The sequence below is a fragment of the Labrys okinawensis genome, from assembly GCF_002982075.1.
In the GTDB taxonomy this organism is placed as follows: domain Bacteria; phylum Pseudomonadota; class Alphaproteobacteria; order Rhizobiales; family Labraceae; genus Labrys; species Labrys okinawensis_A.
The window spans coordinates 132717-145183 of sequence record NZ_PUEJ01000009.1 but is presented as its reverse complement, the minus strand read 5'-3'; the positions used below and the strand labels follow the sequence as shown (position 1 = coordinate 145183).

12 protein-coding genes are annotated in these 12467 nt (G+C 65.0%); 9 read left to right on the top strand and 3 right to left on the bottom strand.

Annotated features, from left to right (window positions below; all coding sequences use genetic code 11):
* Positions 1 to 97 precede the first annotated feature (97 nt).
* The 6 genes from C5L14_RS22650 (at position 98) to C5L14_RS22625 (ending at position 7378) form a co-directional block, all read left to right on the top strand.
* Entirely contained in the window at positions 98 to 634 is a 537-nt protein-coding gene (locus C5L14_RS22650) for a flavin reductase family protein (protein WP_105864347.1), read from the top strand.
* A 234-nt stretch (positions 635 to 868) separates the two neighbouring features.
* Entirely contained in the window at positions 869 to 3142 is a 2274-nt protein-coding gene (locus C5L14_RS22645) for a DUF1989 domain-containing protein (RefSeq protein WP_245443510.1), read from the top strand.
* A 168-nt stretch (positions 3143 to 3310) separates the two neighbouring features.
* Positions 3311 to 4438 (top strand): aminomethyltransferase family protein, encoded by a 1128-nt coding sequence (locus C5L14_RS22640; RefSeq protein WP_105864472.1) that lies wholly within the window; start codon positions 3311 to 3313, stop codon positions 4436 to 4438.
* A gap of 203 nt (positions 4439 to 4641) precedes the next feature.
* Complete coding sequence (locus C5L14_RS22635; RefSeq protein WP_105864345.1) at positions 4642 to 5247, top strand: dimethylamine monooxygenase subunit DmmA family protein; 606 nt, start codon at positions 4642 to 4644, stop codon at positions 5245 to 5247.
* Positions 5244 to 6209, top strand: a complete 966-nt coding sequence (locus C5L14_RS22630) for a PDR/VanB family oxidoreductase (protein WP_105864344.1) — start codon at positions 5244 to 5246, stop codon at positions 6207 to 6209. The genes C5L14_RS22635 and C5L14_RS22630 overlap by 4 nt, the downstream gene beginning before the upstream one ends.
* Positions 6210 to 6337: 128 nt before the next feature.
* Positions 6338 to 7378, top strand: coding sequence for a heme-dependent oxidative N-demethylase family protein (locus C5L14_RS22625; RefSeq protein WP_105864343.1), 1041 nt, complete (start codon positions 6338 to 6340; stop codon positions 7376 to 7378).
* Positions 7379 to 7540: 162 nt separating this feature from the next.
* On the opposite strand, the gene C5L14_RS22620 is transcribed toward C5L14_RS22625, so the two are convergent.
* Positions 7541 to 8005 carry a thioesterase family protein gene (locus C5L14_RS22620; protein WP_105864342.1) on the bottom strand — a complete coding sequence of 155 codons (465 nt, stop codon included), beginning with the start codon at positions 8003 to 8005 and terminating at the stop codon, positions 7541 to 7543.
* Between the two features lie 94 nt (positions 8006 to 8099).
* Positions 8100 to 9077, bottom strand: coding sequence for an L-carnitine dehydrogenase (locus C5L14_RS22615; protein ID WP_105864341.1), 978 nt, complete (start codon positions 9075 to 9077; stop codon positions 8100 to 8102).
* Between the two features lie 234 nt (positions 9078 to 9311).
* On the opposite strand from C5L14_RS22615, the gene C5L14_RS22610 reads away from it, so the two are divergent.
* From C5L14_RS22610 to C5L14_RS22600, 3 genes are all read left to right on the top strand, one after another.
* Positions 9312 to 9659: an ArsR/SmtB family transcription factor gene (locus C5L14_RS22610; RefSeq protein WP_105864340.1), complete on the top strand. Its 348-nt coding sequence runs from the start codon at positions 9312 to 9314 to the stop codon at positions 9657 to 9659.
* Positions 9660 to 9772: 113 nt separating this feature from the next.
* Positions 9773 to 10300: an SRPBCC family protein gene (locus tag C5L14_RS22605; protein ID WP_105864339.1), complete on the top strand. Its 528-nt coding sequence runs from the start codon at positions 9773 to 9775 to the stop codon at positions 10298 to 10300.
* 344 nt (positions 10301 to 10644) lie between these two features.
* Entirely contained in the window at positions 10645 to 11532 is an 888-nt protein-coding gene (locus C5L14_RS22600; protein WP_105864338.1) for a DMT family transporter, read from the top strand.
* Positions 11533 to 11551: 19 nt separating this feature from the next.
* Here the strand turns inward: C5L14_RS22600 and C5L14_RS22595 are convergent, their stop codons facing one another.
* Positions 11552 to 12460, bottom strand: coding sequence for a DMT family transporter (locus tag C5L14_RS22595; RefSeq protein ID WP_105864337.1), 909 nt, complete (start codon positions 12458 to 12460; stop codon positions 11552 to 11554).
* Positions 12461 to 12467 lie beyond the last annotated feature (7 nt).

The window sequence follows — 12467 nt, the reverse complement described above, 5'->3', positions numbered from 1 at the left end:
GCCACTATGGTTTCCGACCACCTCCCGGATTCACGCGAATCCGGGATATACCGGGGTCGGAGCGCAAGCGCCGACGTCGGTAAGGGTATGAGGCACGATGGTCCAGGGTTCTGCAACAAAGCCGGCGAAGGCGGATATCGTCCCGGAAACCATCGATCCCCTGCGCTTTCGCGGGGCGCTCGGCCTGTTCGCCACCGGCGTCACCGTGGTGACCGCCGCCCATCCGACCGCCGGGCTGATCGGCATCACCGCCAATTCGTTCTCCTCGGTTTCGCTCGATCCGCCGCTGGTGCTGTTCTCGATCGCCAACACGGCACGCAGCCTGTCGGCCTTCCTGGAAGCGCCGGGCTTCTGCGTGAACGTCTTGCGCAAGGAGCAGCGCGCCCTCTCCTCCCGCTTCGCGCGGCAGAGCCAGGACAAGTGGTCGGGCGTGGCCTATACGGCCGGGCGCTTCGGAGCACCGATCCTGCCCGAGACCATGGCGGCCTTCGACTGCCTGCATCATGCCCAGTACGAGGGTGGCGACCATCGCATCATCGTCGGCCGGGTGGTCGACATGGAGCACAATGTCGAGGGCGAGCCGCTGCTCTTCTTCGGCGGCCGCTACCGGGTGCTGGGCGAGGAAGCCGAGTGAGGGGGAATGGCGTTGGGCATCTCGCCAGCTGTTGCGCCGCCCCTCGCCCTTACCCTCTCCGCGTAGACGGGACGAGGGGGACTTTTTCGTCGCACCTCTTCTGCAGCCGTTGTTATCTCGCGCAAACGCCGACCTCCCGCACGCCCCGTTCTGACGGGGAAAGGGCATGGGCGAGGGGCAGCGCTGCCTTCGCCTGCTATGAAGTCTCCTCCTCCTATGCAACGAGGCCCCATCATGCCTGAAGCCGAAATGCTTCGTGTCGCCGGCGGATCGAGCCAGGTCTTCGCCCTCGGCAAGGGCGACCGCCTGCGCTTGACCGATCTGGAAGGTGGCCAGAATGCCCTGCTCTACGCCTTCGCGGCGCAGGAGAGCCTGCCATCGGGCCATCCAGCCGCTCCGCGCGAAGCGCTGGCCGGGCTGATCGCGGCCAATGAGAATGCCGCCGCCACCCATCACCAGCTCGCCGGCCGGGATCTGGCCAGCGCCAGCGGCATTCTGATCTCGGGACCCGATGCCCCGGCTGGTGAGGCCCTGTCGCTGTCGGCCGAGCGGGACATGACCTGCGTGCTCATCGTGCCGGCCGGCAATTCGACGGCGGATGCGGTGGTGCCCGCCACCGACTTCCACCTGGAGATCGCCCGCAGCGACGAGCCGGCGAACCGCGCACCGCGGAGCCAGCCGGCACCGCCTCTGGCCACGCCCATCCAGGACTTCCGCGTCAAGGCCGCGACCGCCGAGCGCTTCGAGGTCAAGGCCGGCCAATACATCCAGATCATGGACATCGACGGGCGCCAATGCTCGGATTTCCTCGCCTTCGACAGCGAACTGCTCAAGCAGGGCATCGAATGCGGCCTCGACGCCACCGCCACCCGCACTTTGATGGGCCGCGCCTATCCGGGTCCCGGCCTGTTTTCGAAATTCTTCGACCAGCGCATGCGCGCCACGGTGGAGGTGGTGCAGGATACCTGCGGGCGGCACGACACTTTCGGCCTCGCCTGCACCATGAAATATTACGACGACATGGGTTATCCGGGCCATGATTCCTGCTCGGAGAACTTCAACAAGGTGCTGGCGCAGGACGGCATCGCCCCGCGCCCCGGCTGGCCGGCGATCAATTTCTTCTTCAACACCCAGGTCAACCATGACGGCACCATCAGCGCCGACGAGCCCTGGTCGCGCCCGGGCGACTATGTGCTCCTGCGAGCCCTGATCGACCTCACCTGCGCCGCCTCCTCCTGTGCCGACGACATCGATCCGGCCAATGGCTGGGATCCCACCGACATCCAGGTCCGCGTCTATGACGCGCATCACGAATTCCCCAAGGCGATCGCTACGCGCATGACACCCGATTCCCCTCCGGTCTTCACCAAGGAGACGGCGTTCCATTCGAAGGTCGCTCCTCTTTCGCGCCGCATGGTCGAATATCGCGGCTATTGGCTTGCCAATTCCTTCCTCGCCGACGGCGCGGTGGCCGAATATTGGGCCTGCCGCGAAAAGGTGGCGGTGATCGATCTCTCCGCCCTGCGCAAGTTCGAGGTGCTCGGCCCCGATGCCGAGGCGCTGCTCGACTATGCCGTGACGCGCGACATCACCAAGCTTTCGGTCGGCCAGGTCGTCTACACCGCCATCTGCTATCCGCATGGCGGCATGCTGGATGACGGCACCGTCTTCCGCCTGGGGCCGCAGCAGTTCCGCCTCGTCTGCGGAGATCCCTATGTCGGCGTGCATCTGCGCCAGCTCGCCGAGGAGAAGGGCTTCAAGGTCTGGATCCGCTCCTCGACCGACCAGCTCCACAATCTAGCCGTGCAGGGCCCCAGGAGCCGTGACCTCATCGCCAAGATCATCTGGACCCCGTCGGCCCAGCCGGCTGCCAACGAGATCGGCGTGTTCCGCTCCACCGTCGGCCGCCTCGGCCATGCCCAGGGACCGGCTGTGGTGGTTTCGCGCACCGGCTATACCGGCGAACTCGGCTACGAGATCTTCTGCCACCCCCGCGATGGCGAGGCTCTCTGGGATGCCGTCTTCAAGGCCGGCAAGCCGCTGGGCGTGGTGCCCATGGGCCTGGAAGCGCTCGACATGCTGCGCATCGAGGCGGGGCTGATCTTCGCCCATTACGAATTTTCCGACGAGACCGATCCGTTCGAGGCCGGCATCGCCTTCACCGTGCCGCTGGTCTCCAAAAAGGGGGACTTCGTCGGCAGGGAGGCCCTGGTCAAGCGCAAGGCCGAGCCCCAGCGCAAGCTGGTCGGGCTGGAGATCGAGGGCCGCGAGACCGCCCATCACGGCGATCATGTCTATGCCGGGCGCGCCCGCATCGGCGTGATAACGTCGGGCATGCGTTCGCCCATCCTCGACAAGACCATCGCCCTCGCCCGCGTCGATATCGGCTCCAGCGAGATCGGCACCGAACTCGAAATCGGCAAGCTCGACGGTCACCAGAAGCGCCTCAAGGCCAAGGTCGTACGCTTTGCCCATTACGACCCCGACAAGACGAGGGTGAGGATGTAACGCGGTCATCCCGCACGCGGTGCAGCAAGCAATGCTGCTCCGCAGATGCGGGACCGCGACAAGAAGAAGGCATCACGACAACCAAACGGTCCTGTGTCTGCAACGCACCACTTCATGCTGCGACGCGCACGGGATGACAAACCATAGAAGGGAACATCCATGAGTGTCATGTCCTGGCGGCGTTCGCCGCTCGCAGCCCGTCACCGAGCCCTCGGCTCCACCCTGGAAGACTGGAACGGGATGGAGACGGCCTGGACCTATACCAAGTCGGACCTCGCCGACGAGCATGAGGCGATCCGCACCAAGGCGGCACTGATGGACGTATCCGGCCTGCGCAAGGCCCATCTGGTCGGCCCGCATTCCCACCAGGTGCTGCAGCGCCTGACCACGCGCGACGTGCGCAAGATCGTGCCCGGCAAGTCGGCCTATGCCTGCGTGCTCAACGACGCCGGCAAGTTCACCGACGACTGCATCCTCTATCGCACCGGCCCCAACAGCTGGATGACGGTCTATGGCTCCGGCACCGGCTTCGAGGACATGGCCCGCGATGCCGTCGGCAAGAACGTCGCCGTTCTCTTCGACGACGATCTGCAGGACCTGTCGCTGCAGGGCCCGCTGGCGGTGAAATACCTTGCCAAGCACGTGCCAGGCATCAAGGACCTCAAATATTTCCACCACATGCAGACAACGCTGTTCGGCAAGCCGGTGATGATCTCGCGCACCGGCTATACCGGCGAGCGCGGCTACGAGATCTTCTGCAAGGCAGAGGACGCCGTTGAGATCTGGGACATCATTCTGAAGGAAGGCAAGCGCATGGGCATCGTGCCCGCCTCCTTCACCGCGCTCGACTGGCTCAGGGTGGAGAGCTATCTGCTGTTCTATCCCTATGACAATTCGCAGATGTATCCCTTCGAAAACGAGGGCCCCGGCGACACGCTGTGGGAACTCGGCCTCACCTTCACCGTCTCGCCCGGCAAGACCGGCTTCCGCGGCGCCGAGGAGCACTATCGCCTGAAGGGCAAGGAGCGCTTCAAGATCTTCGGCGTCCTCGCCGACACCGACAAGATCCTCGACGCCGGCGACGAACTGTGGGCGAACGGCAAGAAGGTCGGCGTGGTCACCTGCGGCATGTATTCGCGCCTGACGAACCGCTCCATGGCGATCGCCCGCATGGATGTCGACGTCGCCAAGCAGGGCACCAAGCTCGAGGTCAAGGGCAAGAACGTGCAATGCCCGGCGATCGCCCACACCATTACCTTCGACGATCCGGAGAAGAAGAAGCGTACGGCGGCGTGACGCGGGCTACCCTCCCCTCGATGGGGAGGGTCGACGCGTAGCGTCGGGGTGGGGTGGTTGCGCGAGATTTACCCGTTTTGTGAAATCGCGCCTTCATTAGTCCTCGTAGCGCTTTCCACCCCACCCCGGCCTCTCAGGCCGACCCTCCCCATCGATGGGAGGGTATAGCCGGACCGCCACCATTTGGGAGACTTGCAAGAACCATGCTCGTATCCGGCATCAAGAGCCGTCCTGTCTATGGCACGCTTGCCATCCGCCCCGGCGCCAAGCGGCACCTGTTCGTGGCGGATGCCGAGGGTGGCCAGGCGATCCTCGACGCGGCCAAGACGGCCGACAACGCCTTCCTCGACAGGGCCCACATCATCTATGTGCCCGGCGGAGCCGCTCCCAAGAATCTGGGCGAGGCGCTCAGGGCACTCGGCCCCGACATGTACTATGAGGGCCCGAGCATCGCCGCCGCCCTGCCGCGCCTGGCCCAGACGCTGGCGACCGCCCATATGGGCACTCAGATCTATCTGGCCGGCACGGAAGGACTGATCGGCCAGGCCATGAAACTTGCGATCGAAGCCGGCGTCGACCATCTCTCCATCCAGACCGAGCATCGCGGCTCGCAGGAACGCCGGGTGCAATGCGTGCATTGCAAGGGCATCACCGAGCATGTGCGCACGCAGCCGGTCAAATGTGCCCATTGCGGCCTGACCCTGCTGGTGCGCGACCATTATTCGCGCCGCATCGCCGCATTCCAGGGCGTGTGCATCGACGCCGAAGAGCCCGGCGTCGTTCCGCCGACCGAGGAGGCCTTTCCATGAGTGACAAGACCCCGAAAATCGAGGTGCGCGTCAGCGAGATCCACCAGGTCACGCCCGAGATCAAGCGCTTCCATTTCAAGCCCGTCGACGGCTCGCCCCTGCCCAATTTCTCGGGCGGCGCCCATGTCGTGGTGGAGATGGAAGACGGCGCCACGCTCAGGCGCAACCCCTATTCGCTGATGAGCCGCCCGGGCGACACGGCCTGCTACACCATCAGCGTCAGGCGCGACGACAATGGCCGCGGCGGTTCGCTCTTCCTGCACGGCAGGGTCCGGCCCGGCGACATCATCCGCATCAGCCATCCGGTCAATCTCTTCCCGCCGGACCAGCGCGCCAAGAAGCACCTGCTCTTTGCCGGCGGCATCGGCATCACGCCCTTCATGGCGATGATGGCGCAGCTTTCCGACGAGGACCGCCCCTTCGAGCTGCATTACGCCGTGCGCTCGGACGAGCACGGCGCCTATCTCGCCCATCTGGCCGAGCGCTATGGCCGCCGGGTCCACATCTATCGCGACGCCAAGGGCGAGGCGATCCCGTTGGTCGACCTGCTCGCCCGCCAGCCCCTCGGTACGCATCTTTATGTCTGCGGGCCCGGCGGCATGATCAGATGGGTGCTCGACACCGCCCGCAATGAAGGCTGGCCCGAGCAGAACCTGCACAACGAGCAATTCCTCGCCCCGGCCTCCGGCAAGCCCTACGAGATCACCCTGGCCCAATCGGGCAAGCGGGCCCAGGTCGGGCCGCACCAGAGCATGCTGGAGGCGATCGAGGCTGCCGGCGTCGACGCGCCCTATCTGTGCCGCGGGGGCGCCTGCGGCCAATGCGAGACGCGGGTGCTCTCCTGCGACGGCACGCTCCTGCACAACGACCATTACCTCTCGGAAGCCGACAAGGCCTCCGGCACCAAGGTCATGCCCTGCGTCTCGCGCTTCGAGGGCCGGGAGCTGGTGTTGGATCTGTAATGCTCGTCATTGCGAGCGCAGCGAAGCAATCCAGGGGCCGGCGGTGCCCCCGACACAAGACTGGATTGCTTCGCTGCGCTCGCAATGACGGATGAGTTCGACTTTTTGCGACGATCAGGAGCTTCACCATGGGCATCCAATTCCGCCAGGAAACCTTCCGCGACGACTTCACCTTCCGCAATTCGGAAACCGCGATCCGCCGCTTTCCCTTCCCCTTCGACAAGGACACCTACATGTATGCGGTCAATATCGAACCGCATACGGCAGGCCCGAAGGGTTCGGTCTTCGAGCATCCGATCGACGTCGACGAGCACTACGCCTCCGAGATGGCCGACCGGGCGCTGGTGCTGAAGGAAGACCCGCTGCGCTGCCAGTCCCTGCCGCACATGACGCTGGCGGGCTGGGACCTGCTGGAACTGCTGATGGAGAGCATGTCGACCTCCTATCCCGAGCATTTCACGCTCGAGCGGAACGGCGACCAGTGGCACTGGATCAACCGTCCCCTTGATATCAACGACCGCTTCACCTTCGGCGACATCGCCACCCTGCCCTATGGGCCGATGGAATATATCACCCGCCAGGCCCAGGGCGATTTCTGCCTGCTCGACCAGCGCGACGGCAATCTGTGGATGGATGCCGGCATCGTCACCACCCAGGCCGACTGGTCGCTCGATTTCGACATCGGCATGAACTTCATGGAATGGCATGGCCCGGTGCCGCTGGCCCATCAGCTCGGCGTGTTCGAGCGCGCCCTCAAATTCATGCTGAACCTGCGCCAGGGCTCGCCCACGCGGCGGCTGAACTGGACGATGACGGTCAATCCGCGGCTCGATACCTCGCCCGAGAACTATCACAAATGGGGCAAGGACCGCACCACGCTGACGCTGGAGAATATCGGCAACAAGCTGCATCTGCGCGTCGAGCTGCAGAGCTTCTTCCGCCTGCCGCGCTCCAACGCCATCGTCTTCCCGATCCGCTGCTACCTGATCAAGCTGGAGGAACTGGTGACCGTGCCCAAATGGGGCCGGCGCCTGCACCGCGTGCTGCAGACCTTGCCGCCCGAACTGGTCGACTACAAGGGCCTCAGCCGTTTCCGCGACACGGCGGTGGAGTGGCTGTCGAAGTATGACGACGGCGCCGAGACCAGCCCCGGCGGCTGGCCGGATTGAGGCAGAGCACCGCGCTCACAGGACAGAAAGAGGCGGACAAGATGTCCGCAGTCCCAGCCTGGGCGATTCCAGCACGAACCTTACCGAGGTCGGGCAGGAAACAGCGCGGCTGGGACCGCGGACGTCTCGTCCGCCTCTTGACTTCAAGAGCAGTCCCGTCGCTTACCGCTTGATCGCGATGCTGCGCCCGGCATCCTTCGGCGTCGGCAGGTTGGCATGTTCCTTCAGCAGGGCCTCCAGGATCGCCGCGCTCTGCGGCAGCCAGGACGCCGCATGGGGCTGATCGGTCTGGTCGATCGACATCAGGAGCTGCTCGGAGGTCGCCACCACGAGGTTGCGCACCTTGTCGTACATGCTGAGGAAGATGCGGACGCGCTTGGCGTCGAGGTCCAACACCTGGCAGGTCACCGAGACGGGCGTGCCGAGCTTGACCTCCCACAGGAAGCGGACATGGGTCTCCATGGTGTAGATGGTGTGGCGCGTCGTCTCGCGCACCGCCGGCGTCAGGCCGACGCGTGGAAGGAACTCGTCCACGGCCTTGGCGAAGATCACCGCGTAGTAACCGTCATAGAGATGGCCGTTATAGTCGATCCATTCCGGGCGAACGGTTTCGTCGAGAAGGTGCATGACTGTCTCCGGGTGCGCGGATGTCTCGTCCGCTCTTACTGCTAACCAGCTTTCCGCTTCCAAGAGCGGACGAGACGTCCGCGCACCCGGAAACTCAAATCCGCCCCTCCAGCCCCTCGGCCTCCGGCCAGTACTTCCTGGCCAGCGCCATCACCTCGATCAGGAAGTCGTCGCGGCGGCGCTCCAGCGCCTTGATCGAGCGGCCGGCAGCCTGGTGCTCGCAGCCATCGGCGACACGGTCGATCAGTTCCTCCGTGAGTTCCGGAGCGACCAGCTTGGTCCAGGGCAGCTTCAGGGCCGGGCCGAACTGGTGCAGCATGTGACGCATGCCGCCCTCGCCGCCGGCGAGATGGAAAGTGAGGAAGGTGCCCATCAGCGACCAGCGCAGGCCGCAGCCATAGACCACGGCCGCATCGACCTCCTCGGTGGTGGCGACCCCGTCATTGACCAGCCAGAGCGCCTCGCGCCAGAGCGCCTCCATCAGCCGGTCCGCGATGAAGCCTTCGATCTCCACCCTGACATGCAAAGGGCGCATGCCGATCGCGGTGTAGAAAGCCTTGGCGGCCTCGACCGTCTCCGCCGACGTCTTCTCGCCGCCGAGCACTTCCACCAAGGGCAGGAGATAGACCGGATTGAAGGGATGACCCACCACCAGCCGGGCCGGGTCGGCCATCTTGGCCTGCAGCCGGCTCGGCAGCAGGCCCGAGGTGGAGGAGCCGATGATGGCGCCGGGCTTGGCGGCGGCATCGATCTCGGCCAGCAGGTTCTGCTTGAGTTCTTCGCGCTCCGGCGCGTTCTCCTGGATGAAATCCGCCTCCGCCACCGCTTCGGCGATCGAGCCGGCATAGCTGAGGCGCTTGCGGTCCGCTCCGGCGGCGAGCCCCTGCTTCTCCAGGGCGGGCCAGGCATTGTCGATGGCCGCGCGCAGCTTTTCCTCGGCGCCCGGCGCCGGATCGTAGGCGACGACATCCAGGCCGTGCGCGAGCGCCCGGGCCGCCCAGCCGGCACCGATGACGCCGGTACCGACGATTGCAAATGTCTTGATTGCGGACGTCTTGGCTGCTGCGGCCATGGAGTTCTCCCTCTTGCTGGTGGCGAATAGACAAGGCCTTGCCGGAAACGCCTTTGCATGGCGCGACATCGCAGGTGCCGAACGCGACGGAAAGATGGAACCTCGTCCGAAAGCGGACACCGGCATTCGGGCAACAGCAAACCGGGAGCATCGGACGCAATTTCGAAATCGCGTTCGATACCATAGTCAACCATCTGGTTGACAGTTGCCCGACTAAGGCTGATATTCAACCACATGGTTGAATATCAGGATCCTCTCGACGCCGTCTTTCATGCCCTGGCCGATCCGACCAGGCGGGCCATGCTGCGCAGCCTCGCCGCCGAGCCCCGCAAGGTGGGCGAACTCGCCCATCCCTTTGCCATCTCGCTGGCCGCCGCCTCCAAGCATATCAAGGTACTGGAGAAGGCCGGCCTGGTGGAGCGCCGTGTAGAAGGACGCACCCACACCTGCCGGCTGAACCCGCGCCCCCTGCATGCCGGCCTGGAATGGATGCGCTTCTACGAAAAACTCTGGAATCAGCGGCTCGATACGCTTGATGCCTTGCTGATCGCGGATGCGATCGCCAATCCTCAAGAGAGCTGAGACTGAAGCGTCTCGCGATTTGCCGGAATCCGTAGATTCGCAAAGACGCGTGGAAACAAAGCGTCAAAGAAAACAAGCGTTCATGAACGCGCTTTACTCTAGGGAGCTGAACCATGTCCGACTACGGCGTGATCATCGACACCGAGACCGTGCGGATCGAACGCGTTCTTTCCGGACAGATCGAACGCGTCTGGGCCTTCCTGACCGAAGCCGACAAGCGCCAGCAATGGCTGGCCGGCGGGGAGATGGAGTTGCAGCCCGGCGGACGGGTCAACCATGTCTTCCGCAATGGCGACCTCTCCTCACCCGACGACCCGCCGCCGCCCAAATATGTGCATCTGAACGGCACCGTCGAGATGCACGGACGGGTGATCGCCTGCGAACCGCCGACTTTGATCGAATATGCCTGGGGGGACGGCTCCCAGGTGCGCATCGACCTCAAGCCGGAACTCGGGCGCACCCATATCACCATCACCCATAGCCGTCTCCTCACGCGCGACGAACTGATCAGCGTCGCCGCCGGCTGGCATACCCATCTCGACATTCTCGCCGCCCGCCTCGGCGGACACGCGCCGCCGAGCTTCTGGGGCCTGCACACCCGGCTCGAGGCCGATTACGAGAGCAAGATGAGCGCGAGCTGAGCCACCAATGATCCGCGAAGACCAGTGAGCGTCATTCCGTGCGCGGCGCGAAGTGCTGCGCCGCGTCCGGGATGGCCTCCCGAGTGATTGCGGCCGCTCCATCGGATAGGTGAAGTTGTCAATGTCGTAATCGCGTGGAGCTCGGTCGGAGAATGCCGAGGCAGAGGGAGAACAGCCTGAGTGTCGCCGCCGCCATCAAGTTCTTCTTGTCGTTCAAGATAGCTTTCCTCTCTTGAACGAAGCATCGGAAACAGGGAGATTGCGGTTGACCACACCTTCATCGGCCCGTTGGGAGTGCCGCTGAAAATCATGTGAGTTGCGTCCTCCCACCCTCCGGTTCTCCGATGTCCGCCATCACCGCCTCGCCCGACGCCCGTTCCGTTCATCGGCTCGGTGTTTTTCTCGTCCTCGCCTCCGCCGTCGCCTGGAGCATCAGCGGCATCTTCGCCCGCATGCTCACGGTGGATGCCTGGACGACCGTGTCGCTGCGCGCGGCGATCGGCGGGATCTACATGGCGGTCGGTCTCGTCTATGTGCATCGCGCCGACAGCCTGGCTGCGATCCGCTCGATCGGCTGGTTCGGCCTCGTCATCGCGGCCTGCGCCTCGCTGTCGATGCTGTTCTATGTCGGCGCGCTCTACCACACCACCATCGCCAACGTATCGGTGATCTATGCCACCACGCCCTTCCTGGCGGCGGGCCTCGCCTGGCTGATCATGCGCGAAAGGGTCTCCCGGCGTACGCTGATCGCGTCCGGCGGCGCACTCGTCGGCGTCATCGTGATGGTGGGCGGCTCCTTCGGCTCCGGCCACCTCTTCGGCGACGCCATGGCCCTCGGCATGGCAGCCTCCTTTGCCGTCGTGGCGGTGGTGGCGCGGGCCCGGCCGGGGCTGGAAATGCTGCCGGTCAATTTGTTCTGCTGCCTGTTCACGGCGCTGGTGGGCCTGCCCTTCGCCTCGCCCGGCACCGCCACGGCGCAGGACTGGGTGGTGCTGACGCTGTTCGCGTTCACCTCGATTCCCCTGGCCTTCTTCATGTTCCTGGCCGGGGCACGCCGGATTCCCGCCGCCGAATCCGGCCTGATCTCCACGCTCGACGTGGTGCTGGCGCCGCTTTGGGTCTATCTGATCTTCGCCGAGGATCCGGGCCCGGCCGCCCTCATCGGCGGCGCCATCGTGCTCTCGGCCGTGATCTGGCACATTCTCGGTGGCTGGCGCCTGAAGTCGGCCTGAGCCCGTACGGTCCTGCCGGTCACACCGAGGCGCGCGCCGCCACCTCCGGCTCCTCCTCGCGGGCGAAGCTGCGCCCGAGGGCTGCGACGAGCACACCGACGAGCAGCACCGCGCCCCCCAGGACGGTGGTCAGGCGCGGCACCTCGCCGAAGAAGAGATAGACCCAGACCGGGCCGAGGATCATCTCGGTCTGGGCCAGCAGGGTAAGCTGCCCGGCCCCGACATGCCGGGCCGCCGCATTGAGCAGATACATGCCGCCGCCGATGAAGACGGCACCATGGATCATGGCATAGGTGTTTTCCAGCATCGGCGTGGCGATGGTGATGCCCCTCAGCGCCATGAAGGCGCCGCAGGTGATGATGGTCAGCACCGCCCAGCCCATCACCACACCCGACATGTCCCTGTCCCGCCCAAGCCGGGCAATGATGGAATAGAGGCCGTAGGCAAAGCCCACGCCGAAGGCGGCGAGATTGCCGATGGCATTGCCGCTGCCCAGTTCCCCCCAGGTCATGATCAGCAGGCCGGCGATTCCGACCGCAATGCCGCACCAGGTGGCGACGAGGATGCGCTCCTTCAGGATCAGGCGGGCCAATATGGCGCCGATCAGCGGCGCCGCGCTCGAAAACAGCAATGCATTGGCTATGGTGGTCGTCTTCATGGCGAAGATGAAGAGATCCGCCATCACCGTCATGCACAGCGCCCCGCCCAGGCCCAGCCAGCCACCCGAGATCATCTGGCGTAGCGGCGACTTGCCCTGCAACAGCGCCACGCCGACGACGAGCGGCAGCAGGCCGAAGCTGCGCCACATCAGATATTGAACGGCGTCCAGATGCGGCGACTCACGAATGGTGATGCTGCCGAACGAAAACACCGTCCCGGCCGCAAGGGCGAGGAACGCACCGAACAGGTGGGAGCCGCGGGAAGACATGACGAGG

Excerpts from the sequence above, each read along its gene's own strand:
- C5L14_RS22605 (WP_105864339.1), top strand. The coding sequence starts at position 9,773 with ATGTCCGACTACGGCGTGATCATCGACACCGAGACCGTGCGGATCGAA.
- C5L14_RS22635 (WP_105864345.1), top strand. The coding sequence starts at position 4,642 with ATGCTCGTATCCGGCATCAAGAGCCGTCCTGTCTATGGCACGCTTGCC.
- C5L14_RS22595 (WP_105864337.1), bottom strand. The coding sequence starts at position 12,460 with ATGTCTTCCCGCGGCTCCCACCTGTTCGGTGCGTTCCTCGCCCTTGCG.
- C5L14_RS22610 (WP_105864340.1), top strand. The coding sequence starts at position 9,312 with ATGGTTGAATATCAGGATCCTCTCGACGCCGTCTTTCATGCCCTGGCC.
- C5L14_RS22625 (WP_105864343.1), top strand. The coding sequence starts at position 6,338 with ATGGGCATCCAATTCCGCCAGGAAACCTTCCGCGACGACTTCACCTTC.
- C5L14_RS22650 (WP_105864347.1), top strand. The coding sequence starts at position 98 with ATGGTCCAGGGTTCTGCAACAAAGCCGGCGAAGGCGGATATCGTCCCG.
- C5L14_RS22645 (WP_245443510.1), top strand. The coding sequence starts at position 869 with ATGCCTGAAGCCGAAATGCTTCGTGTCGCCGGCGGATCGAGCCAGGTC.
- C5L14_RS22620 (WP_105864342.1), bottom strand. The coding sequence starts at position 8,005 with ATGCACCTTCTCGACGAAACCGTTCGCCCGGAATGGATCGACTATAAC.
- C5L14_RS22630 (WP_105864344.1), top strand. The coding sequence starts at position 5,244 with ATGAGTGACAAGACCCCGAAAATCGAGGTGCGCGTCAGCGAGATCCAC.
- C5L14_RS22615 (WP_105864341.1), bottom strand. The coding sequence starts at position 9,077 with ATGGCCGCAGCAGCCAAGACGTCCGCAATCAAGACATTTGCAATCGTC.
- C5L14_RS22640 (WP_105864472.1), top strand. The coding sequence starts at position 3,311 with ATGTCCTGGCGGCGTTCGCCGCTCGCAGCCCGTCACCGAGCCCTCGGC.
- C5L14_RS22600 (WP_105864338.1), top strand. The coding sequence starts at position 10,645 with ATGTCCGCCATCACCGCCTCGCCCGACGCCCGTTCCGTTCATCGGCTC.